This window comes from Pseudoalteromonas sp. P1-30 (genome assembly GCF_001400005.1).
Classification (GTDB): Bacteria; Pseudomonadota; Gammaproteobacteria; order Enterobacterales; family Alteromonadaceae; genus Pseudoalteromonas; species Pseudoalteromonas atlantica.
Window position 1 is genome coordinate 969,562 of the sequence record NZ_LKBC01000002.1, and the last position, 21,604, is coordinate 991,165.

The 21,604-nt window shown below is 40.3% G+C and carries 20 protein-coding genes and 1 tRNA gene; 13 read left to right on the plus strand and 8 right to left on the minus strand.

Annotated elements, in window-relative coordinates; all coding sequences use genetic code 11:
• Positions 1–91: 91 nt before the first annotated feature.
• On the plus strand, positions 92–1,213 hold the full coding sequence (ald, locus tag AN395_RS07805) for an alanine dehydrogenase (protein ID WP_004586748.1): 1,122 nt from the start codon (positions 92–94) through the stop codon (positions 1,211–1,213).
• A gap of 115 nt (positions 1,214–1,328) precedes the next feature.
• Here the strand turns inward: ald and pssA are convergent, their stop codons facing one another.
• Positions 1,329–2,654 (minus strand): CDP-diacylglycerol--serine O-phosphatidyltransferase, encoded by a 1,326-nt coding sequence (gene pssA / locus AN395_RS07810; protein ID WP_054982609.1) that lies wholly within the window; start codon positions 2,652–2,654, stop codon positions 1,329–1,331.
• Between the two features lie 287 nt (positions 2,655–2,941).
• Between pssA and trxB the strand changes: the two genes are divergently transcribed.
• The 4 genes from trxB to infA all read left to right on the plus strand — a co-directional run bounded on the left by trxB (position 2,942) and on the right by infA (position 5,708).
• Positions 2,942–3,892, plus strand: a complete 951-nt coding sequence (gene trxB / locus AN395_RS07815; protein ID WP_024033489.1) for a thioredoxin-disulfide reductase — start codon at positions 2,942–2,944, stop codon at positions 3,890–3,892.
• Positions 3,893–3,985: 93 nt separating this feature from the next.
• Entirely contained in the window at positions 3,986–4,702 is a 717-nt protein-coding gene (aat, locus tag AN395_RS07820; RefSeq protein ID WP_054982610.1) for a leucyl/phenylalanyl-tRNA--protein transferase, read from the plus strand.
• The gene (locus AN395_RS07825) at positions 4,695–5,399 is read left to right on the plus strand and encodes an arginyltransferase (RefSeq protein WP_054982611.1); all 705 of its coding nucleotides are present in this window, start codon (positions 4,695–4,697) and stop codon (positions 5,397–5,399) included. The genes aat and AN395_RS07825 overlap by 8 nt, the downstream gene beginning before the upstream one ends.
• Before the next feature lie 90 nt (positions 5,400–5,489).
• Positions 5,490–5,708 carry a translation initiation factor IF-1 gene (gene infA, locus AN395_RS07830; RefSeq protein ID WP_002962494.1) on the plus strand — a complete coding sequence of 73 codons (219 nt, stop codon included), beginning with the start codon at positions 5,490–5,492 and terminating at the stop codon, positions 5,706–5,708.
• A 244-nt stretch (positions 5,709–5,952) separates the two neighbouring features.
• On the opposite strand, the gene clpA is transcribed toward infA, so the two are convergent.
• Both clpA and clpS read right to left on the minus strand, forming a co-directional pair.
• Positions 5,953–8,214, minus strand: coding sequence for an ATP-dependent Clp protease ATP-binding subunit ClpA (gene clpA, locus AN395_RS07835; RefSeq protein WP_004586753.1), 2,262 nt, complete (start codon positions 8,212–8,214; stop codon positions 5,953–5,955).
• Between the two features lie 68 nt (positions 8,215–8,282).
• Complete coding sequence (gene clpS, locus AN395_RS07840) at positions 8,283–8,591, minus strand: ATP-dependent Clp protease adapter ClpS (protein ID WP_004586754.1); 309 nt, start codon at positions 8,589–8,591, stop codon at positions 8,283–8,285.
• 209 nt (positions 8,592–8,800) lie between these two features.
• On the opposite strand from clpS, the gene cspD reads away from it, so the two are divergent.
• A complete protein-coding gene (cspD, locus tag AN395_RS07845; protein WP_004586755.1) occupies positions 8,801–9,019 on the plus strand; it encodes a cold shock domain-containing protein CspD in 219 nt (72 codons plus the stop codon).
• 449 nt (positions 9,020–9,468) lie between these two features.
• Positions 9,469–11,691 (plus strand): NADP-dependent isocitrate dehydrogenase, encoded by a 2,223-nt coding sequence (locus tag AN395_RS07850; RefSeq protein WP_054982612.1) that lies wholly within the window; start codon positions 9,469–9,471, stop codon positions 11,689–11,691.
• A 145-nt stretch (positions 11,692–11,836) separates the two neighbouring features.
• Here the strand turns inward: AN395_RS07850 and AN395_RS07855 are convergent, their stop codons facing one another.
• The 3 genes from AN395_RS07855 to AN395_RS07865 all read right to left on the minus strand — a co-directional run bounded on the left by AN395_RS07855 (position 11,837) and on the right by AN395_RS07865 (position 15,360).
• Positions 11,837–13,081 carry an amidohydrolase family protein gene (locus AN395_RS07855; protein WP_054982613.1) on the minus strand — a complete coding sequence of 415 codons (1,245 nt, stop codon included), beginning with the start codon at positions 13,079–13,081 and terminating at the stop codon, positions 11,837–11,839.
• A 10-nt stretch (positions 13,082–13,091) separates the two neighbouring features.
• Entirely contained in the window at positions 13,092–14,474 is a 1,383-nt protein-coding gene (locus AN395_RS07860) for an amidohydrolase (protein WP_054982614.1), read from the minus strand.
• A gap of 100 nt (positions 14,475–14,574) precedes the next feature.
• Positions 14,575–15,360 carry a hypothetical protein gene (locus tag AN395_RS07865; protein ID WP_054982615.1) on the minus strand — a complete coding sequence of 262 codons (786 nt, stop codon included), beginning with the start codon at positions 15,358–15,360 and terminating at the stop codon, positions 14,575–14,577.
• 250 nt (positions 15,361–15,610) lie between these two features.
• On the opposite strand from AN395_RS07865, the gene AN395_RS07870 reads away from it, so the two are divergent.
• Positions 15,611–15,976 carry a DUF3718 domain-containing protein gene (locus tag AN395_RS07870; RefSeq protein WP_054982616.1) on the plus strand — a complete coding sequence of 122 codons (366 nt, stop codon included), beginning with the start codon at positions 15,611–15,613 and terminating at the stop codon, positions 15,974–15,976.
• A 48-nt stretch (positions 15,977–16,024) separates the two neighbouring features.
• Here the strand turns inward: AN395_RS07870 and AN395_RS07875 are convergent, their stop codons facing one another.
• On the minus strand, positions 16,025–16,717 hold the full coding sequence (locus tag AN395_RS07875) for a hypothetical protein (protein WP_029772433.1): 693 nt from the start codon (positions 16,715–16,717) through the stop codon (positions 16,025–16,027).
• A gap of 109 nt (positions 16,718–16,826) precedes the next feature.
• Here AN395_RS07875 and AN395_RS07880 point away from each other — a divergent pair, with 109 nt between their 5' ends.
• A complete protein-coding gene (locus AN395_RS07880) occupies positions 16,827–17,690 on the plus strand; it encodes a fructosamine kinase family protein (protein ID WP_004586762.1) in 864 nt (287 codons plus the stop codon).
• Positions 17,691–17,887: 197 nt separating this feature from the next.
• Positions 17,888–18,091: a CPXCG motif-containing cysteine-rich protein gene (locus AN395_RS07885; RefSeq protein ID WP_004586763.1), complete on the plus strand. Its 204-nt coding sequence runs from the start codon at positions 17,888–17,890 to the stop codon at positions 18,089–18,091.
• Here the strand turns inward: AN395_RS07885 and AN395_RS07890 are convergent.
• Complete coding sequence (locus tag AN395_RS07890; protein ID WP_054982617.1) at positions 18,088–18,714, minus strand: riboflavin synthase; 627 nt, start codon at positions 18,712–18,714, stop codon at positions 18,088–18,090. The genes AN395_RS07885 and AN395_RS07890 overlap by 4 nt on opposite strands.
• Positions 18,715–18,842: 128 nt before the next feature.
• Here AN395_RS07890 and AN395_RS07895 point away from each other — a divergent pair, with 128 nt between their 5' ends.
• From AN395_RS07895 to AN395_RS07910, 3 genes are all read left to right on the plus strand, one after another.
• Positions 18,843–20,192 (plus strand): MATE family efflux transporter, encoded by a 1,350-nt coding sequence (locus AN395_RS07895; protein WP_024033477.1) that lies wholly within the window; start codon positions 18,843–18,845, stop codon positions 20,190–20,192.
• Positions 20,185–21,231 carry a DUF3080 family protein gene (locus AN395_RS07900; RefSeq protein WP_054982618.1) on the plus strand — a complete coding sequence of 349 codons (1,047 nt, stop codon included), beginning with the start codon at positions 20,185–20,187 and terminating at the stop codon, positions 21,229–21,231. The genes AN395_RS07895 and AN395_RS07900 overlap by 8 nt, the downstream gene beginning before the upstream one ends.
• A gap of 188 nt (positions 21,232–21,419) precedes the next feature.
• Positions 21,420–21,496 (plus strand) — tRNA-Val (locus AN395_RS07910).
• Positions 21,497–21,604 lie beyond the last annotated feature (108 nt).

Genomic DNA, 21,604 nt, shown 5'->3' on the forward strand with positions numbered 1-21,604 from the left:
CTGCCTAGCCTTTTAAAAAAGGTGAGACACACTGCCTTATGATGAATATAATAGTGAAAAATGTTAATCCGTTCTTAATAAGGCAAATTTTATGATTATTGGTGTACCTAAAGAAATTAAAAACCATGAATACCGTGTAGGTATGGTTCCTGCGAGTGTTCGTGAATTAGTAAATCACGGCCACCAAGTGATTGTTGAAACAGATGCAGGTATGGGCATTGGTTTTACTAACGAAGATTACACACAAGCTGGCGCTGAAATTTTAGCAACTGCAGCTGATGTTTTTGCAAAAGCAGACATGATCGTAAAAGTAAAAGAGCCACAAGCTGTTGAGCGTGCAATGCTACGCGAAGACCAAATTTTATTTACTTACCTTCACCTTGCACCTGATCTTCCACAAACTGAAGACCTTGTTAAAAGCAAAGCGATTTGTATTGCTTACGAAACAGTGACTGATGCACGTGGCGGTTTACCGCTTCTTGCACCAATGAGTGAAGTAGCAGGTCGTATGTCTATTCAGGCAGGTGCACAAGCGCTTGAAAAATCTAACCACGGCCGTGGCATGTTACTTGGCGGCGTACCAGGCGTTGAAGCAGCTAAAGTAGTTGTTATTGGCGGCGGCATGGTAGGTCGTAGTGCAGCGCAAATGGCTGTTGGAATGGGCGCAGACGTTGTTGTACTTGACCGCAACATTGATGTACTTCGTGCACTAGATGCGCAATTTGGTAACAAAGTTAAAGCGATTTACTCAACAGCTGACGCACTTGAAAAACACGTACTAGAAGCTGACTTAGTAATTGGTGGCGTACTAATTCCAGGTGCTGCAGCACCTAAACTAGTAACAGCCGATCACATTAAAGCAATGAAGCCAGGCTCTGCAATTGTTGATGTTGCTATTGACCAAGGTGGTTGTATTGCAACTTCTAAAGCAACAACACACGCTGATCCTACATACATTGTTGATGAAGTTGTTCACTACTGTGTTGCTAACATGCCAGGTGCAGTACCGCGTACTTCTACCTTTGCACTTAACAATGCAACATTGCCGTTTATTATTAACCTTGCAAACAAAGGTTACAAAAAGGCACTACTAGATGACGCGCACTTCTTAAAAGGCTTAAACGTAATTAAAGGCCAAGTAACTTACAAAGAAGTAGCTGAAGCGTTCAACATGGAATATGTTGACCCTCGTACTGCAGTAGAAAACGCGTAATTTTGCGTTTAGTCGTTAGGTGTTATTGAACAAAATAGTTACCTAACTACAAACAATAAAAAAGCAGCTAATTAGCTGCTTTTTTTGTATCTAAATTTTGACTATATAAATTAATTTATATAAAACGCTTAATTATAAAATCTACTTTTACGCGTTTAGCCTGACCAAGTAGCTTTTTAACCGGTTGCGGGTAATTTTCTACTGTTTCTAAATCATTTGGCCCAGTTAAACGGCGGCAGTGTTTTAAAATTTCCTGCTTTTCGTTATCTATGGCTTGCATAATACTTTGCTGTGGGTCTTCAATTAAAATACCGTTTTCGATATCAAGCCCCCACGCTCGCGGATTAAGGTTATGCCCGCTTAATAAGTGGCGTTGTCGGTCGGCGCAAATACCTTTTAAGTGAAACGAGTTACTCTCGTGCTTCCATAAATACACGTTTAAATTGCCGTTATCTATATGGCGCTTTTGCGATTTTACAAATTTATGCAAAATAGTTTCGTATAAATACGGGAGTGCACCAATTTTACTAAATGGCTCACTTGGCGGCAGATAAAAATCGTTTGCGGTTTTATCACCTACTACAATGGTTACTTGCTTACCTTGTTTTAATAATCGACGAAGTGAGCGCATAAGCGGTGCCGGAAAATTAAAATACGGTGTGTAAAGTACAAGCTCTTGCTCTGTGGTATCAAACAAGTTTTTAATTAATCGGTTAAGGCTATTATTACGACGCCCTAAACCTAAAAACAAACGCACACCGAGTGGGTCGTTATTGGGCGTAGTTGGGTTTGCATAACTGGCCGACTTGAGATCGCGCATTAATTGCTTTTGTTCAAATTTAAAGTCTATTAAGCGCTTAAGCGGGCGTGTATCAATACGTGGCACGGCTTGCGAGCCTATTAACTTAGACTCAATAAAATCAACCACAGAGTCGCACAGTGCAGCTTGGTCAACTAAAAAGTAACGGTCGAGCCTGTAGCGTTCGTTGTATTGTAAGTACACGTTATTTAAGCTGGCGCCGCTGTATAATAAAGTATCATCTACAACAAAACCTTTAAGGTGTAACACACCAAACAACTCTTTGGCTTTAACTGGCACACCGTAAACTTGTACGTTTGATTTAAATTTTTCTAAATAGTCACAATATAAACTTGCGTTACCGTCTGATTTTTTTGCACCAATAAGACCACGTTGAGCACGATGAAAATCAACCAACACTTTTATTTCAAGGTTGGGGTTTGCCAACGACACACGATGCAGCGCTTCAAGTATTTCGCGCCCTGCTTCGTCATCTTGTAAATAAAGTGCCGTAATGTAGATTCTTTTTTTTGCATTGCTAATTAAACGTAGCAATTGCGTACGGTACTCTTGTGCGTTGGTTAAGACGTTAACGTCTTTTGAAGTCAACCCAAATGCGGGTTTTTCCTGCCAAAATAACATAGTTGCCTATTCACTAAGGTCACATAATCTATCAGTGACAAATAAAATTAGGTAAAACATATCAAAAAAATACTAACGGGTCATGAATTAACGAAGCTTTGTTGCTCATCTGTTTGTTTTTTAGCCTTTACGCGGGCTTTTTTATCGTTCAAGACAAAGTCAGTACATAATATTGCACAGCTTTTAATTTTGTCAGAAAAAAATATTCACATAATTTGTTTACTTGTGCCTTGTTTTTCTTAGAATCGAAGCCATTAAGTTCAGTATTAAACGTTTAGGAAAAGATCATGACTGAAGCAAAACACTCTAAGTTACTAATTTTAGGCTCTGGCCCTGCGGGTTACACTGCCGCAGTATACGCCGCACGTGCAAATTTAAACCCCGTTTTAATTACCGGCATTCAACAAGGTGGCCAATTAACGACCACAACTGAAGTTGAAAACTGGCCAGGCGATGCGCACGGTTTAACAGGCCCTGCATTAATGGACCGTATGAAAGAGCACGCTGAGCGCTTTGAAACGGAAATTGTGTTTGACCACATTAATAAAGTAGATGTGTCTAAGCGCCCTTTCACGCTTACTGGCGACCAAGGTACTTACACATGTGATGCATTAATTATTGCCACTGGTGCATCGGCTAAATACTTAGGCTTAGAGTCTGAAACTAATTTTCAAGGTCGTGGTGTATCTGCATGTGCTACATGTGATGGTTTTTTCTATAAAGGGCGTAAAGTTGCTGTTGTAGGTGGTGGTAACACTGCTGTAGAAGAAGCACTTTACTTATCTAACATTGCGGATGAAGTACACGTTATTCACCGTCGTGATAGCTTCCGCAGTGAAAAAATTCTTGCTGATCGTCTTAACGAAAAAGCGCAAAATGGTAACGTAGTAATGCACTACAATCGTACGCTAGACGAAGTACTTGGCGATGACATGGGCGTAACTGGCGTACGCATTAAAGATACGCAATCTGATGCTACCGAAGAGCTTGACTTAGCGGGTGTGTTTATTGCTATAGGCCATAAGCCAAACACCGACATGTTTGAAGGCCAACTAGAAATGAAAGACGGCTATTTAGTGGTTGAGTCTGGTCTTAACGGTAACGCTACACAAACAAGCGTACCTGGCGTATTTGCCGCAGGTGATGTGTCTGATCATATTTACCGTCAAGCAATTACATCTGCAGGTACAGGCTGTATGGCAGCCCTAGATGCAGAGCGTTTCTTAGATAACCTATAAACGCTACAAAATTAATAAAGGCTGTTAGTTCAGCCTTTTTTTATGCCTAAAATATAGTTACACTTTTATGATAATTAATAAGTTAAGCCCTCTATGAGAAACCAGCTATACCAACTAAGTGAAACCGATATAGCATTTCCAAATCCCGAATATGCACTTACCTCCCCCGATGGACTGCTTGCCATAGGCGGCGATTTATCTGTAAAGCGCTTAAGTATTGCCTATAAAATGGGTATTTTCCCATGGTTTAGCGAAGGTGAACCCATTATGTGGTGGTCGCCAAGTGAACGCGGCATTGTAGAGCTAAATGACTTTCATATAAGTAAAAGCTTACGTAAACATTTAAAAAAACATCCTGTTAAAGTAACTGTTAACAATGCCTTTGCTGAGGTGATAGAAGCGTGCTGTGAGCAACGTATAGACACCGAAGGCACATGGATAACAAACGACATGTTAAGCGCTTATATTGCTGCACATGACGCTAATATTGCGCATAGTGTTGAGGTATGGCAAGACGGCGAACTTGCCGGTGGGCTGTATGGCATTATGCAAAATGGCGTTTTTTGTGGCGAGTCGATGTTTCATCATCAAACTAATTGCTCAAAACTGGCCATGTGGGCGTTAGTTAATTGGTTAAAACGCCATAACGCACATTTTATTGACTGCCAACTAGAAAACCCATATTTAACCTCTTTAGGCACAAAAGTGATCCCTCGCTCAGAATTTTTGACTAAACTTAAACGAGCAAATGCTTACACCCTCAACTCAACCATGTGGCAACCACAGGAGTTAACAGCAATTTATGAGTGAACACATTCCTGCACGCGTTGGCCTTAGCCAAGAGTTTGCTTGTAGCTATTTACCTGACAGGCAAGAGCAATTATTGGTAATACTTGACCCGACCTGTTACAGCACGCATAAATTTGAGATGCTTTTATCGCTCGGTTTTAGGCGCAGTGGTAACCAAATTTATCGACCGCACTGCCCTTCGTGTAGCGCCTGTAACTCGGTGCGCGTGTTAGCCCAAGAGTTTACCCCTTCAAAGTCACAAAAAAGAAAACTAAATAAAGTAAAAGCAAACTTTGAAGTTAAATACACACAAGCTAAGCGCGAAGAATATTACCCACTTTATAGTAAATACATTTCAATGCGCCACAGCGATGGCACTATGTTTCCGCCTAATTTAGAACAGTTTCAAAGCTTTTTATTTTGTAGCTGGTTAGAAATAACGTTTATTGAGCTTTGGCACCAAGACACTTTAGTTGCAGTGGCCGTAACAGATTGCATGGATAACGCTGTTTCGGCTATTTATACGTTTTTCGATCCCGACTTTGAGCACTACAGTTTAGGGACTGTGATGATTTTACAGCAGCTCGAATTTGCCAAACAGCAAAATAAAGAATTTGTGTATTTGGGCTACCAAATCGATGAATGCACCAAAATGAAATACAAAACTCAGTTTTTACCCGCGCAAAAACACGTTAATGACCAGTGGTTGGCTATTTAATTTGCAAAAATGCCCGCTGCGCCTTTACTTATTGGCGTATTTTGGGCAAAATCTGCAGCGTTTAACTATTAAAGAGGTGTTACGCTAAACATGGCGAAAGAAGACGTAATCGAAATGCAAGGGACAGTCCTTGATACTTTACCAAATACAATGTTCCGAGTTGAGCTAGAAAATGGTCACGTAGTTGTGGCTCATATTTCAGGTAAAATGCGCAAAAACTATATCCGTATTTTAACCGGCGATAAAGTAACGGTAGAAATGACTCCTTACGATTTATCGAAAGGACGTATCGTATTCCGTGCTCGCTAAGTGCGTAAACGAGATTTAGTTTTTGGCTAGTGAATAACTAGCTTAAAGCGTTTATTAAATGTAATTGATGGTACTGACTAGCAATTACATTTAATAAACAAAAAACCCAGCTTTTGCTGGGTTTTTTGTTGCCTATAAAAAAGCACAAAAAAGCCCACGCGTATCGCGTAGGCTAGTTTATATACCCATCCGCATAATTAAGGTATTTATTTTGCGGATGGGTACTATAAGTGAATACACTTATTTAGGCGGGTGTTAAATTACTTTCATAGTCAAAGTTAATTTTCTTATCTTTAACTGATACTTTAACAGTACCGCCATCAACCAGTTCACCAAAGAGTATTTCGTTAGCCAATGGCTTTTTAAGCTCATCTTGAATAACACGAGCCATTGGACGTGCACCCATTGCTTTATCGTAGCCTTTATCTGCTAACCACTCTCGGGCCTTAGAGGTCAGCTCAAGGTTAACTGACTTCTTATCTAATTGTGCTTGCAGCTCAACTACAAATTTATCGACCACTTGCAAGATAACGTCTTTTTCAAGGTGGTTAAACCAAATAATATTATCTAAGCGGTTTCTAAACTCAGGTGAAAATACCTTGTTAATTTCACTCATTGCATCGTGCGTATGATCTTGCTCGGTAAAGCCAATCGATTTACGTGTGGTTTCTTGCACGCCGGCATTGGTTGTCATAACCACCACCACGTTTCTAAAGTCAGCTTTACGACCATTGTTATCGGTTAACGTACCGTGATCCATTACTTGCAGTAGTATGTTGTAAATATCTGGATGGGCTTTTTCAATTTCATCTAATAATACAACTGCATGCGGGTTTTTAATAACGGCTTCGGTAAGTAAACCACCTTGTTCAAAACCAACATACCCAGGAGGCGCACCAATTAAACGGCTTACTGCATGGCGCTCAACGTACTCTGACATATCAAAGCGGATAAACTCAACACCCATACATTTAGCGAGCTGTTTAGTAACCTCGGTTTTACCTACACCCGTTGGCCCCGCAAATAAGAACGAGCCCACTGGCTTATCTTCGTTTGCAAGCCCAGAGCGAGATAAACGAATCGCAGATGTTAGCGCGTCGATTGACTGATCTTGCCCAAACACTAACATTTTAAGATTACGATCAAGATTTTTAAGCGTTTCTTTATCGGTCGATGACACGCTTTGAGCTGGGATACGCGCCATTTTAGCAATAATTGATTCAATATCTGATACACCAATGGTTTTTTTGCGTTTAGAGCTTGGCTGCAATCGCTGGTTGGCACCGGCTTCATCTATTACATCAATGGCTTTATCAGGTAAATGACGCTCATTAATGTATTTAGCACTTAGTTCAGCAGCTGCTTTTAATGCTTTTTGCGTGTAACGAATGCCATGGTGTTCTTCATAACGCTCTTTTAAACCATTTAAAATTTTAGTGGTATCGGCCACACTTGGTTCAAGTACATCAATTTTTTGGAAACGACGCACTAACGCACGGTCTTTTTCAAATATATTTTTGTATTCATTGTAAGTGGTTGAGCCCATACAACGTAACTGCCCGCTTGAAAGCAGCGGTTTAAGTAAGTTAGAGGCATCCATAACACCACCCGATGCAGCACCTGCACCAATAATAGTGTGTATTTCATCAATAAATAAAATTGAATTAGGTTTTGCTTGTAACTCTTTTAATAAGCTCTTAAAGCGTTTTTCAAAGTCGCCGCGGTACTTAGTACCGGCAAGCAATGCGCCCATATCAAGCGAGTAAACAACAGCATCGGCAATCACTTCAGGCACTTGTTCATTAACAATGCGGTACGCAAGGCCCTCTGCAATGGCTGTTTTACCTACCCCTGCTTCACCAACAAGCAGTGGGTTATTCTTTTTACGGCGGCATAAAACCTGCACGGTGCGCTCTACTTCGCTGTCGCGCCCTACTAATGGGTCAATGTTACCGTCTTTGGCTTGGGCATTTAAATTAGTGGTAAAGCTATCTAACTTACTTGCCTCTTCGTTTTGAACCTCTTGTACTTCTTCATGAATATCGTCAGTGTCATCTCCTAACTCATCATCCGTTTTAGAAATACCATGAGAAATAAAATTCACTATATCTAAGCGAGAAATATCGCTTTTCTTAAGTAAATAAACCGCTTGGCTTTCTTGTTCAGAAAAAATAGCAACGAGCACGTTAACGCCTGTAACTTCGTTTTTACCAGATGATTGAACATGAAAAACCGCACGTTGAAGCACGCGCTGAAAGCCCAGTGTTGGTTGGGTTTCGCGTTCTTCTTCTAAATCGGGAATAACCGGTGTGGTTTCGTCTATGAATTCTAATAGTTCGGTTTTTAAACCAGAAATATCAACACCGCAGGCGTTTAGCGCTTCGCCTGCTGAAGGGTTATCTAAAAGCGCAAGTAAAAGGTGTTCTACCGTCATAAACTCATGGCGGCGTGTACGCGCTTCACGAAACGCGGCATTTAACGTTAGTTCTAAGTCTTTGTTTAGCATTGGCAACCCCTTACTGAGATAATTATTTTATACCACAACAATGAGATGATTGATCACCTAATTGGTATTTATTCCTGCTCACAACTACAAAGCAGTGGATGCTCGTTATCCCGTGCATAACGGTTAACTTGTTCCGCTTTGGTATGGGCTACATCGGCGCTAAATACACCGCATATCCCTTTACCTTTTTCGTGAACTTGTAGCATCACATCAGTTGCTCTATCGCTATCCATATTGAAAAACGTCATTAGAACTTCTATAACAAAGTCCATTGGCGTGTAGTCGTCGTTATTTAAAACAACTTTGTATTTTCGCGGTGGCTGCAGCTTTTGCTTTTCACTATCGCGAACTGTGTCGATGACACCTGAATCTTTCATACCACTCATAATTAAATATAGTCTTGTCTTTAGAACTCAAGCAAACTTGAATAAAAAATAAATTAAATGTTAAAAAAATACCACAAAACACTTGACTGACTGGCCAAATAAACTACAGTCAGAAGTAGATTGATTAATCCTTAGTCAGTCTAGCAAATTATACGGTTTAGAATAACTAAATTAGTCAACTTATAGAAGGATGTAGAAGTATGGCTTGTGGTAAAGTCAAATGGTTCAACAACGCCAAAGGTTTTGGTTTCATCGTAGAAGACGGCTGCGAGAATGATATTTTCGCTCATTACTCAACGATTGTAATGGACGGTTATAAGACACTTAAAGCTGGTCAGGATGTAACATTCGAGCTAGAACAAGGCCCTAAGGGCTTACACGCTAAAAACATTGCGCCTAACGGCGACATTTTAGAGTGATCAAAAATTTGTTCGACTAAAGCGAGCGACCTAATTTAGATCCTCGCTTAATTCCCCACTTACCATTCAACTCTCTTCTTATTACTAAATTGCTCCTATACACGCTAAATTCAACCCTTTTCCTTGATTTTATTTTATATACCCCAATGTTCTAACAGTTACCTGCTAATTAAGGCTGTTCAAAAGCGCAAGCGCTAGCCCTTTTTAAACAAGCTTGTTACACTCTTGTTGCTAAATTACGCGGTTACATTTTAGCTTATGCTTTTACGCGGCTAAAATACGTGTACTTTGCAACCTATAAAAATCAGTTAGTCAGGTGTGACTATTCTGCCTTTTGGCATATTAAGAGTACCGACACCTAACAAACTGCTTGTTAACGCAACCATGCGCTAATGAGTTTCTTTGCATTGTTGAATACGGCCACTGCGGCCTACTATCTAGGAATGATGATGACATCAAAAATTATCTACACTAAAACGGACGAAGCTCCGGCGCTAGCAACCTACTCGTTGCTACCAATTATCCAAGCCTATACAAATGCGGCAGGTGTTGAAGTTGAAACTCGCGATATCTCATTAGCAGGTCGTGTAATTGCAAACTTCGCTGATTACCTTACTGAAGAGCAACGCATAGGCGATGCGCTTGCAGAGCTTGGCGAACTTGCAAAAACACCAGAAGCAAACATCATCAAATTACCAAACATCAGTGCGTCTGTACCGCAATTACGCGCTGTCATTAAAGAGCTTCAAGAAAAAGGCTACGCACTACCAGAGTACCCGGCTGAGCCTAAAAATGATGAAGAAGCTAAAATTAAAGCAACTTACGACAAAATTAAAGGCAGTGCTGTAAACCCAGTATTGCGTGAAGGTAATTCAGATCGTCGTGCACCAGGTTCTGTTAAAGAATATGCACGCAATAACCCTCATTCAATGGGTGCGTGGAGCAAAGACTCACAATCATACGTTGCGAGCATGAGCGAAGGTGACTTCTTTGGTTCTGAGCAATCTGTAACTGTTGATGCAGCAACTGATGTACGTATTGAGCACGTAGCGACTAATGGCGATGTAACTGTACTTAAACAAAGCACGCCGCTAATTGCTGGCGAAGTAATTGATGCATCGCGCATTAGCGCAGCTAAACTACAAGCGTTTTTAGCAGCAGAAATTGATGCAGCTAAAGAAAAAGGCGTATTATTTTCGCTTCACATGAAAGCGACAATGATGAAAGTATCTGACCCTATTATTTTTGGTCATGCGGTAAAAGTTTTCTACAAAGACGTATTTGCTAAACACGGCGAGCTTTTTGAAGAGCTAGGTGTTGATGTAAATAACGGTTTAGGCGACGTTTATTCTAAAATTCAAACATTAGATGATGCTAAGCGCGAAGAAATTGAAGCAGACATTCAAGCGGTTTACGCTGAGCGTCCTGCTATTGCAATGGTTGATTCTGACCGTGGTATTACTAACTTACACGTTCCAAGCGATGTGATCATTGATGCGTCTATGCCTGCTGCCATTCGTTCAAGCGGTCAAATGTGGAACAACGACGGTAAACTACAAGACACTAGCTTTGTGATCCCAGATCGTAGCTACTCAAGCGTTTACCAAGCTACAATTGATTTTTGTAAAGAAAACGGCGCGTTCGATCCTACCACTATGGGTAGCGTACCAAACGTAGGCCTAATGGCTCAAAAAGCAGAAGAATACGGTTCTCACGATAAAACGTTTGAAGCAAAAGCGGATGGTTCTATTCGTGTTGTTGATGCAAATGGCACAACATTACTTGAGCACGCTGTTGAGCAAGGCGATATTTGGAGAATGTGTCAGGTTAAAGACGCACCAATCCAAGATTGGGTTAAGCTTGCTGTAAACCGCGCACGTGCGACGGGCGTACCAGCTATTTTCTGGTTAGATGAAAACCGTGCTCACGATGCAGAGCTTATTAAAAAGGTAAACAAATACTTACCAGATCACGATACTGATGGCCTAGACATTCAAATTTTAGCACCGCTTGAAGCAACTTTATTCTCATTAGCGCGTATTAAAGAAGGTAAAGACACTATCTCTGTAACGGGTAACGTATTACGTGACTACCTAACAGATTTATTCCCAATTTTAGAGCTGGGTACCAGTGCTAAAATGCTTTCTATTGTGCCACTAATGAACGGTGGTGGCTTATTTGAAACTGGCGCAGGTGGTTCAGCACCTAAGCATGTTCAACAGTTCGAAAAAGAAAACCACTTACGTTGGGATTCGTTAGGCGAGTTTTTAGCACTAGCGGCTTCGCTTGAGCACCTAAGCGTGAATACAGGCAACAAAAAAGCACAAGTACTTGCTGATACGCTAGATAAAGCAACAGGTACGTTCTTAGCTGAAAACAAGTCGCCTTCACGTAAGGTAAAAGAAATTGATAACCGTGGTTCTCACTTCTTCTTATCTTTATTCTGGGCACAAGAGCTGGCTAAGCAAGACGAAGACAGCGAGCTTAAAGCGCAATTTACACAAATTGCGAGCGATTTAGAAACGCAAAAAGAGCAAATCGTAAGCGAGCTTAACGATGCACAAGGTCCTTCAATGGATATTGGTGGTTACTTCCAACCAAATGATGATGCAGCGTTTAAAGCAATGCGCCCAAGTGCAACGTTTAACGAAATTTTATCTAAATTAGTATAATTTTAGATTAAATTAAAAAACCGCTTACGTTTAAAGTAAGCGGTTTTTTTGTGTCTTTATTTTATATAAAAAGGCCGCTACTTTAACTTTAAAGTAGCGGCCTTTAATAATTAACCTGAATTTTGGATAATTATAGCTATATTAATTATTTTGTATAAGCTCGCGGCATAGATGACTCAGTGGTATAACGCTCACGTAGTTTATCTTGGCGCGACTGCGTAGATATTTCTTCACCGTTAATAATCATTTTACTTACATGGCTACTTAGCTCAAATGGATCGTTACTCCATACAACCACATCGGCAGCTTTACCTACTTCAAGGCTACCTGCATTTATGCCAAATACGTCGGCTACATTGGATGTAACAGCATTAAGTGCGCCTTGCTGGCTCATGCCGTACGAAACTGCATTACCGGCATCAAAACGAAGCTGGTAAATATTATGGCTGGCATCGCCGCCCACAGTTAAAATAACTTTTACCCCAGCTTTTTCAAGCGCGGCTGCGTTATCTAAACTGGCATGTAAAGAGTCAAAGCTTGAAGGTAAGCTATCCATAGCACTCATAATTACTGGTACTTGCGCTTTAGCAATCTGCTCTTTAACAACAACAGCATCTTGTGCACCATTGAGCACTAAATTAATACCAAATTGCTCTTTAACTTTAATTAGCTCAATAATATCAGCCGCACGAGATACACCCACTACAAGTGGCATATCGCCGCTAAGTACTTTAACCATTACTTTATCTTCAGTACTTGGGGTGCTGTCGTCGTCTTTTTTAGGCTTTTTAGCTGCTTTTGTTTGGTGCTCTTCAAGCTTATTAATTAGCGTTTGCAATGTAAATGCGCGCGAGCCCTTACTGCGCTCACCTAAATAAACCACTAATGCAGCTTGTTTTTGTATGTCGCCTTGTAAATCACCGCTTAAATCAACAACGCTTGCTAAGCCCGAAAAAATACTATCGCCACCATGCGGGGTAATTACATCGCGGGTTACACCGCCTTTACGTGCATACGGGATAAGGCTTGAGTGAGCGTTATAAGCAAGGCTTACATCAAAATCAATGCCTGCTTTTTCTTCGCCTGCATCGCGTGACCCTGCAACTGCACTTACTTCCACTAAGCCAAGTTGATTAATGCTAGCAATAAAACCTGGGGTTACAATTTGCCCATTCGCATCAATAACTTTATCTGCTTGTACTTGCTGTGGATTAATAGCGGTAATTTTACCGTTATCCATAACAATGCTGGCGTTTTCTAAAACGCCTTGCTCGGTTGCCGTATGCAGCGTGGCATTAATAATAGCAAGCGATTGTGCATTGGCTGCACCTGAGGATAATAGTCCGGCAGCAACCAGAGATAGCGAAAACGAACGTGATAAATTTTTCATTCTGGGCTCCTTATTGTTGGCCTAACATAAAATCACTTTGTGCTTGAAATGCGCTATCGTTTCTATCGTAAACTTTTGCGCCATCAATAAATACTTGTTCAGCTTTTGCGTAAACGCTAAATGGGTTTTGGTTCCAAATAACCACATCGCCTTGCTTACCTGCTTCAAGCGAACCAGTTTTATCTTCAATACCTAATGATTTAGCCGCGTTTGAGGTGATCCACTTAATCGCGTGCTGCTCCGAAATATCAAAGCCATTTTCGTTTGCACGGTACATTACTTTACCCGCTTCTTGGTTTAAGCGCTGAATAGTGGTGTCTGAGTCAGAATGCACAATGGCGCACGAATTTTTTACCGCATCAACAATAGCTACGTTTTCTTGAACCATGTCGTAGGCTTCCATTTTAAAGCCCCACCAATCTGGCCAAAGTGCAGCACACGAACCATTTTCAGCTAATAAATCTGCAATTTTATAAGCTTCTACACCGTGATGGAACGTACCTGCGTGATAGCCAAATTCTTTTGAAAGGTCGATCATCATCGCCATTTCTTCAGCTTTATAACAGTGATTATGAATTAACACTTCACCTTCAATGACCGCGCGAAGAGTATCGTGCTTAATATCGCGAACTGGTGCTTCTGGGTTTAAACCTGCTTCATAATCGGCGTCGTATTTATCCCATGCACGTTTGTACTCTTGGGCTTCTGCCCATGCCATACGGTAACCGGCCATGTTACCCATACGGGTTGAAGGCAAAGTACCTTGGCGACCATATACGCGTTTTGGGTTTTCACCACAGGCCATTTTTAAACCATTAGGCGCATCAGGGAATTTCATTGCTTGCATGGTATGCGCAGGAATGTTTTTAAGTGTTACGCCACGGCCACCAAATAAGTTAGCTGAGCCTGGTAAAATTTGTAGTGAAGTAATACCGCCTTCGCGCGCGCGGTTAAAGCCAGGATCTTGAGGCCATACAGAATGCTCTACCCACACCTCAGCAGTATTTGGGCTGGTCATTTCGTTTCCGTCTTGATGAGACTCAACCGATGGGCTTGGGTAAGCACCTAAGTGAGAGTGTACGTCAATAATACCTGGGGTAACCCATTTGCCCTGTGCATCAATGGTTGCATCTGCATTGGCCGATAAGTCTTTACCTACTTGTTGTACTTTACCATCAACAAGTAAAACATCGGCGTCATCTAAGCGCTCGCCAGTGCCAGTAAGTACTGTTGCATTGATAATTAATGTGCTTTTACTTGCAAGCGGTGTGTAGGTACTTGGGTATGGGTTTTTATTAATGGTAATTTTTGCATCTTGTGGGCCGTTTTCTTGGCAACCAACAAGGGCAGCAGCTAAACCAACTGCTAACAATGAGGGAGCAAATTTTTGCATCTTGTTAGGTTCTCCTGTTTTTTTGCTACTTTAGCTAAAGCGGCGTAATAAAGCTAAAAAAACAGGTAAAAAAGCGACTAAATGAGTTAAACGGCTGTAATTATTTTTTTATATAATTGTTATACAGTTTTTCAAGTGCGCCTTCGGTAGTAAGCGATGGGTCTTTGTTTATAAAGTGTTTTACGGTGCGAGTTACAAAGTCTGAGTTTTGCTTATGTTGCTTAGCAAAATCCTTAATTAATGTATTGCCATCGCTTGCTGCTGTTACTTTATCATGGCGATGACGATACTGGCTAAGTGCCCTATTAAAGTCGCCGTTATAATCCTCTACCAATATTTTATAAAAGTCACTTTTGTGAACTTTAAGTACGTTAATACAGTAATTTAACGCGTCTTTAAAGTCGGTAAAAACGGTGCCTTCTACATCAAACTCTTTGGTTTTTTCGCGTACGGTCACGCGGGCTTCTTCGGTGGCATATGTAAAGCCTGTAAACGCTAAACGCTCAGATGCCTCTTTACCTAATTTCATACCCGCTTGAATGCTGTGCGCAAATTCGTCACTCATTTCGCTTAATTCGTTTTCTTCCCACATGTTATAAACACGCAGCGCCTTAGCGTACTTATTAGAGAGCTTTTTTTTAAGTTTTGAAAAACGCTCATCTATCGTCATTAGCCTTTCATTATGTAATAAGGCATGGCACTCATAACACGCGGCAATAGAGACAAAGTCGGCCTCTTCGCCTAAATCAATAATGCTCTGTAGCATATGTAACGGCGGGCAATGATCGCGCTCTGTGGCTTCGCATCCACAATAAAAACATTGGTTAAAATGCTTGTGTTCGCAGGCATACGCTTGCTGGTAATAGCGGGCTAACGTTTTGCTCACTGGTTCTCCTAAAAATTAAGCGCGTAAATAATGGGGGCGATAATAGCAGGCTGAGAAAATATGTCAGTAGCTATAAAATAATTTTGCCTAAGTGTGTCAAAAAACACATTTATTAGGGCTTAAATTCAGTCACCTAGCTTAAGTGTGTATTTTTAAACATACCTGCTTACACCTTGTTGCGTTTGGTTAACAGCTTTTTAGTTTGAATCGCTCAATAATAAAGCTGAACCACAAACAATGAGGACTAATTATGAACACGTTAAAAGCTACTTTATGCACAACTATGGTACTAGGCGCTACTTTACTAATTGCAAAACCAGCATTAGCCACCCAATTTGTCGCGGCCGATTCATCGCCAGGTACACAGGCTTGTATGGCTGTTGCAGCTAATAAATCGTACGTAGTACGTAAAGCGTCACGGGATTTAAATATAAGCAAAGCGGTAATGAGCAAAAAGCTGCACTGTAATAACTTATCAATGGGCGACTTTGTTACTTTGTATAACCTTGATAAAAGCGCAAATTATTTAAATATTGATACCAGTACTCGGACATCAATTAAAGACTTAGCTAAATCGTACAACCCAGAAAAAGTAATCATCACAGGGCCAAAATAGTATGGCGTTAACACAAAATTAAGCCTGCTTTGTAAGCAGGCTTAGTTATTAAATAATGGCCGCAATTAAGCCAAATAAACCGCCAAACACACCGCCCCATACTACTAGCCAACCTAAATGCTCACGTATCATAGTTTGAATAATGTCTTTAACCATTTTAGGGGTGAGTTCATTTAAACGCTCATCAACTAATTTAAGTACCGTAGCATGTAAGCTTTGTGCGCTATTCCCTTGCGATAACGTATCGTTTACTAGCACTTTAAAATCGTCTGTTTGGCTAATTTGCGCAAGTGATAGCTGCATTTTTTCAATAAACTTTTCTCGCATTGGCTCTATAGCCGCTGTACCACCAAACATACCTAACATACTCCCAAACTGTGATTGCTCTATTACTTGAAGTAGGTTGTCGAATGCAGGGTTTAAATCAACCTTAGTAATAATGCCCTCAAAGTCGATATTAGGTTGTGCTTTGCTAAGTAGGTTATTAATTTTTTGCTCAGAGAAAAACTCAGTCAAAATTAAATTACGAATAGCCACTTTAAAGCTTTCAAATTTTAGAGCAATAACACCCGAGCCGTATAACAAAGGCACTTTTTCAAATAACATATGAACAGCCAATAAGTTTGTGACAGCACCAGATAGCGCAAATAACCCCACCGATAACACAATAGCGTGGTTAAAAAAGTAGCCTATAACTACACACAAGACAGCGAGCAAATTGGTGATAAAACTTTTGTTCATTGTTACTCCATTAGCATTTTTTATATCGTTAATTTTACAACGATTAGTTTGTTAAATTAATACTTTTTTGCCATAGTTTAAGTATCTGTTTAAAAGGCGAGCAATTGATATGTGGAAAACAGTAAACGAGCACATTAGCCAAGCCATTCATTATGACTTTAAACATACTTACAAACGTCAGCTGCAAAGTACAAATACCGATAAACTCTATCAACTCACCGATGGAAAACACAATTACCTGGTTAAAATTGCCCTTAAAAGCGAACTAGATCGCCTAGAAAGCGAAGCGATAGGACTTAAGCAGCTCACCCAAAATAGTGTTTTTATGGTGCCCGACTGCATTGTAACAGGTGCTAATATTGAATTTTCGTTTATTGTACTTGAATGGTTAGTACTTGATAAACAGCCCCACACGCATTGGCACGATATGGGTAAACAACTGGCTATGCTGCACCAAAAGCACGACCAAGCAATGTTTGGCTTTGATGTAGATAATTACCTAGCCACTACCGTGCAACCAAACCAATGGCATAAAAAATGGGACTTATTTTACGCAGAAGAGCGCATAGGTTGGCAACTGCAACTATTAGCCGAAAAAGGCATTCAGCTTGTAGAGCCTGAGCTATTAATTAATTTGGTAAAAGAGCAATTGCACAGCCATATTGTGGAGCCCTCTTTAGTACATGGTGACTTTTGGCGAGGAAATATGGGCTTTATTAAAAATGTACCGACCTTATTTAACCCCGCATGTTATTACGGAGACCGCGAGGTAGATATTGCAATGAGCGAGCTATTTGCCCCCTTACCTGATGATTTTTATAACGCCTATAACGCGCAATACCCATTAAGCGAAAACTATAAAAAGCGCAAAGCAATATACCAACTTTACCCTATTTTAAATCACGCAAATATATTTGCAGGGCACTACCTTACTCAGGCTAAGCAGCATATTGATGAGCTGCTATCGCTTTAAATAATAACGCCTCATAAGGCGTAAAATAACTGTCATAATCGTTGCTTCAGCACTATATTTAAAAAGGATGTTATTTAGGCTCAATACCTTGTTGTTTAGTTCAGTTTTGAGCCATCAAGTTGTTGCTAGTATAACTGCACAACTTAATTAATGTGTATCAATAAGTTAATTCTTACCTTGGTACTATTGGAGTGATTATGAAAGATTTTTTATCACAACGTATCACGTGTCCACACTGTGGCAACCACATACACCTAGACATTGACGCAAGTATGGGGGATCAAGACTACGTAGAAGAATGCAGTGCCTGTTGTAACCCTATTCATTTAAACATGCACATAGACCATGCTCATAAAAAATTAGAGTTACACATAGACAGCGACGATGAACAAATTTTTTAGCCTTGGTGGCGTAAGTAATTTTCTACCGTGTTAATAATGGTATAAGTTTGCTGATCGACTTCTATATTTAGTTCATCACCCACTTGAGCGTTACCTAAATTTGTAATGGCCAGCGTTTCGGGGATCAGGTGTAACCAAAACCCCTGCTCGTCAATTTCGCCCACGGTTAAACTTGCGCCATTTATTGCTACAAAGCCTTTGTACAAAACATATTTTTGCCATTTAGTAGGTAAGCTTAACTGAATTTTACAGTTATTTTGTTGCTTAACTATTTGCCCGATATGGGCAGTGCAGTGTATGTGCCCCGACACAATATGCCCACCTAATTCAGTACCAAAGGTTACTGAGCGCTCATAATTAACTAAGCTACCTACTGCAAGCTTGCCTAAATTAGTTAGTAATAGTGTTTCATCAATTACATCAAAATGTACTTGCGCCACTACATCGTGGTTACTTAATTCAACTTTAACCACCGTTAAACAACAGCCATTAATTGCAATGCTGGCGCCTAAATCTAAATGTTTAACGTATTCATCACCTACCGATACAACCAAACGTAAAACCCCTTCGGTATGCGTGGTAGATACAACAGTAGCTTGAGTTTGAACGATTCCTGTAAACATAAAATCACTTAAAATTATTACAAAGTGCTAGTTTAACGTATCAACTCGTAAAATCATTCACAACAGTGATTTTTATTTTAAACACAATCGATTACAATTGCGCCCTGTTTTATCAAATAGCTGTTTTTATGACCTTTAGTAGCTGGGAAGCCAAACGTTTAATCACCCTTGCAGTACCTGTATTTTTAGCACAAGTAACACTCGTTTTAATGTCGGTGGTCGACACCATTATGGCAGGCCAAGTAAGCCCAACAGATTTGGCTGCGCTGTCGATTGCAACCGGTATATGGAACCCGTTATTACTGGCGCTGCAAGGTATTTTGCTCGCGTTAACCGGTATTATTGCCCAATTTGCGGGCGCTAACGATAAAAAAGGTATTAGCCATTATTTTCAGCAAGCTCTGTATTTAACCGCTATTTTAAGCGCAATTGGTTTTGGTATAGCCAACCTAGCCGATATAGTGATTTTAAAACTCGATACAACCCCCGCTATCGCAAGCCTTGCGTATGACTATATCCATTTTGTGAAATGGGGAGCCTTTGGTTTTTTAATTTTTACCGTTTATCGCAATATGACCGAAGGCATGGGCATGACAAAACCCGCTTTTTATATCAGCTTGCTCGGCCTTGGCGTTAATATTCCGGCTAACTATATTTTTATAAATGGTTTATTTGGCTTACCAGCCTACGGCGGCGCTGGTTGTGGCATTGCTACGGCATTGGTACTAACTGTAATGGCTGTTGCACAAGTAACGTATTGCCAGTTTAGTAAAAAAATTGATGCAAAAGCCCTGCTGGCAAATTTTGAAAAGCCCAATATTAAAACCATTGGAATTATTACTAAATTAGGTATACCTATTTCGTTGGCCACCTTTTTTGAAATTACGCTATTTGCGTGTATACCTTTATTTATTGCACACTTAGGTGCTGTTGCAGTGTCGGGCCATCAAATTGCGGGAAGCGTGACCGCGTTATTATTTATGATGCCACTGAGCTTATCTATCGCCATTAGTATTCGTATTGGTAATTTATTTGGTCAAAACCATTTAAGCCAATTAAAAACTGCTATATCAACCAGCTACATATTAGCCATTGCTATTGCGTTATTTTTAGCTTTTATAACCTTTATTGGCCGCGATTTAATAAGCCAACTATACACCGACAGCCCAGCTGTTATTGCATTAGCGACCTCAATTATGATTTTGGCATGTATTTATCAAATTCCTGATGCACTCCAAGTCGCTGCGAACGGCATTTTAAGAGGTTTAAAACATACGCAGCCTATATCGTATATAACGTTTATATCTTACTGGTTAATCGGTTTTGCTTTAGGCTACGTATTGGGAAGAACAGATTTAATTGTGCCCGCCATGGGGCCGCACGGTTTTTGGATAGGTATTATTTTTGGTTTAACCGTTGCTGCTGTATGGCTTATGTTCACCGTTAATAAGCGACTAAAGCAGGCGCCATTTGTATAAAAAAGCACTAACATTAATACCAAGCAAAACATGGTTAAGTTGTTTATTAGCTGTGTGTTGCGCCGTGCTTGCTGGGTGTTCAAAAGCGCCCAGCAACACTTATCAAACATACATAGCACGCTTAAGTAATCCCCTTGAAACCCAAGCCCCCGGTTTAAGTAAACCTGAAGCAATTAGCCCGCTTTTACCCCCTAACACGCTTTCAAACAGCACTACCATTAGCTTGATTGAACTTGCAAGCTTAAGCCATTGTAAGCTCAGCTTACTTATTAGTGAGCACAACAATCAGCTTGGTAAAACGGCCGGACATGCCGGTGTTTTAAAGTATCAAATAGAGTTTGTGCAAAATGCACAGCAGTGCTTAAGCACGCTTGAGCCTGACTCAGCAGTTTATAAAACCTTGTTAAAAGCAAAAACACATAAAGAGCAAACACTAAACCACTACTTTAATTTAATGTTGTATAACGAATTTGAGCTAAAAAACACGTGGCAAGCTAGCAGCGCAGAGCTTTCTGTCTCGCCGGCAGGGTTTAGCGACACGGTAGCGGCCATGCAGCAGCTTGCACTCATAAAACAACACATACTCAATAAACACTACTTAAAAATTAACCCCGCAGACATTTTTAACGCGTTAGAGCAGCTGAATAAGTACCGTTTTAACCAATTACTCATTTATTCTGCACGGCTGCAAATAGCGTTTAATAATTCAGCCACGCGATTTATCGAATCGCAATCCATCGATGAAATATGCCCAGCAGGAAAAAATAAAAAAATAGCCACTATCGTCAGTAACGTGTTTCAAAAGTATTTCCTTAAAGAAATACAGCCTTATCAGGCTAATTTAGCAGGCTACCTTGAAACACTTTTACCTTTGTATAACCAACTGTGGTTTGACCAAGCCATAACAAATAAGCAAATAAATACTTTGATAGCGCTGGATTCACAAAACAATCTACTAAACCAGCTTAAAGGCTCAGCCAAAAAACACGTTACCTGGTGGCAAAACTTTTATAAAACGTGTGAAATCAGCCCAATATGAATAAAAAAACGGCAAATAAACGTAAAAGCAACAAACTTGCTTGATTCACCACTCACCACGCTATATATTAGCGGCCGCTGATAATTAAGAGCGCTACCTTGACATGGTAGAGGTCGGTGGTTCGAATCCACTCGGTCGTACCAAATTTATTCTTCCCTTTGAATAAATATAATTAAGATACTCTTTGTACGACTGTAGCTCAGTTGGTTAGAGCGCTACCTTGACATGGTAGAGGTCGGTGGTTCGAATCCACTCAGTCGTACCAAAATTGATTCATCCCACTGAATCAATTTAATTAACCTATTTCTTTTAATAGTTAAACCATAACGCAATTGGTTAGCGCGCTTCCTAATCTTTATGCCCACGCCGAAGA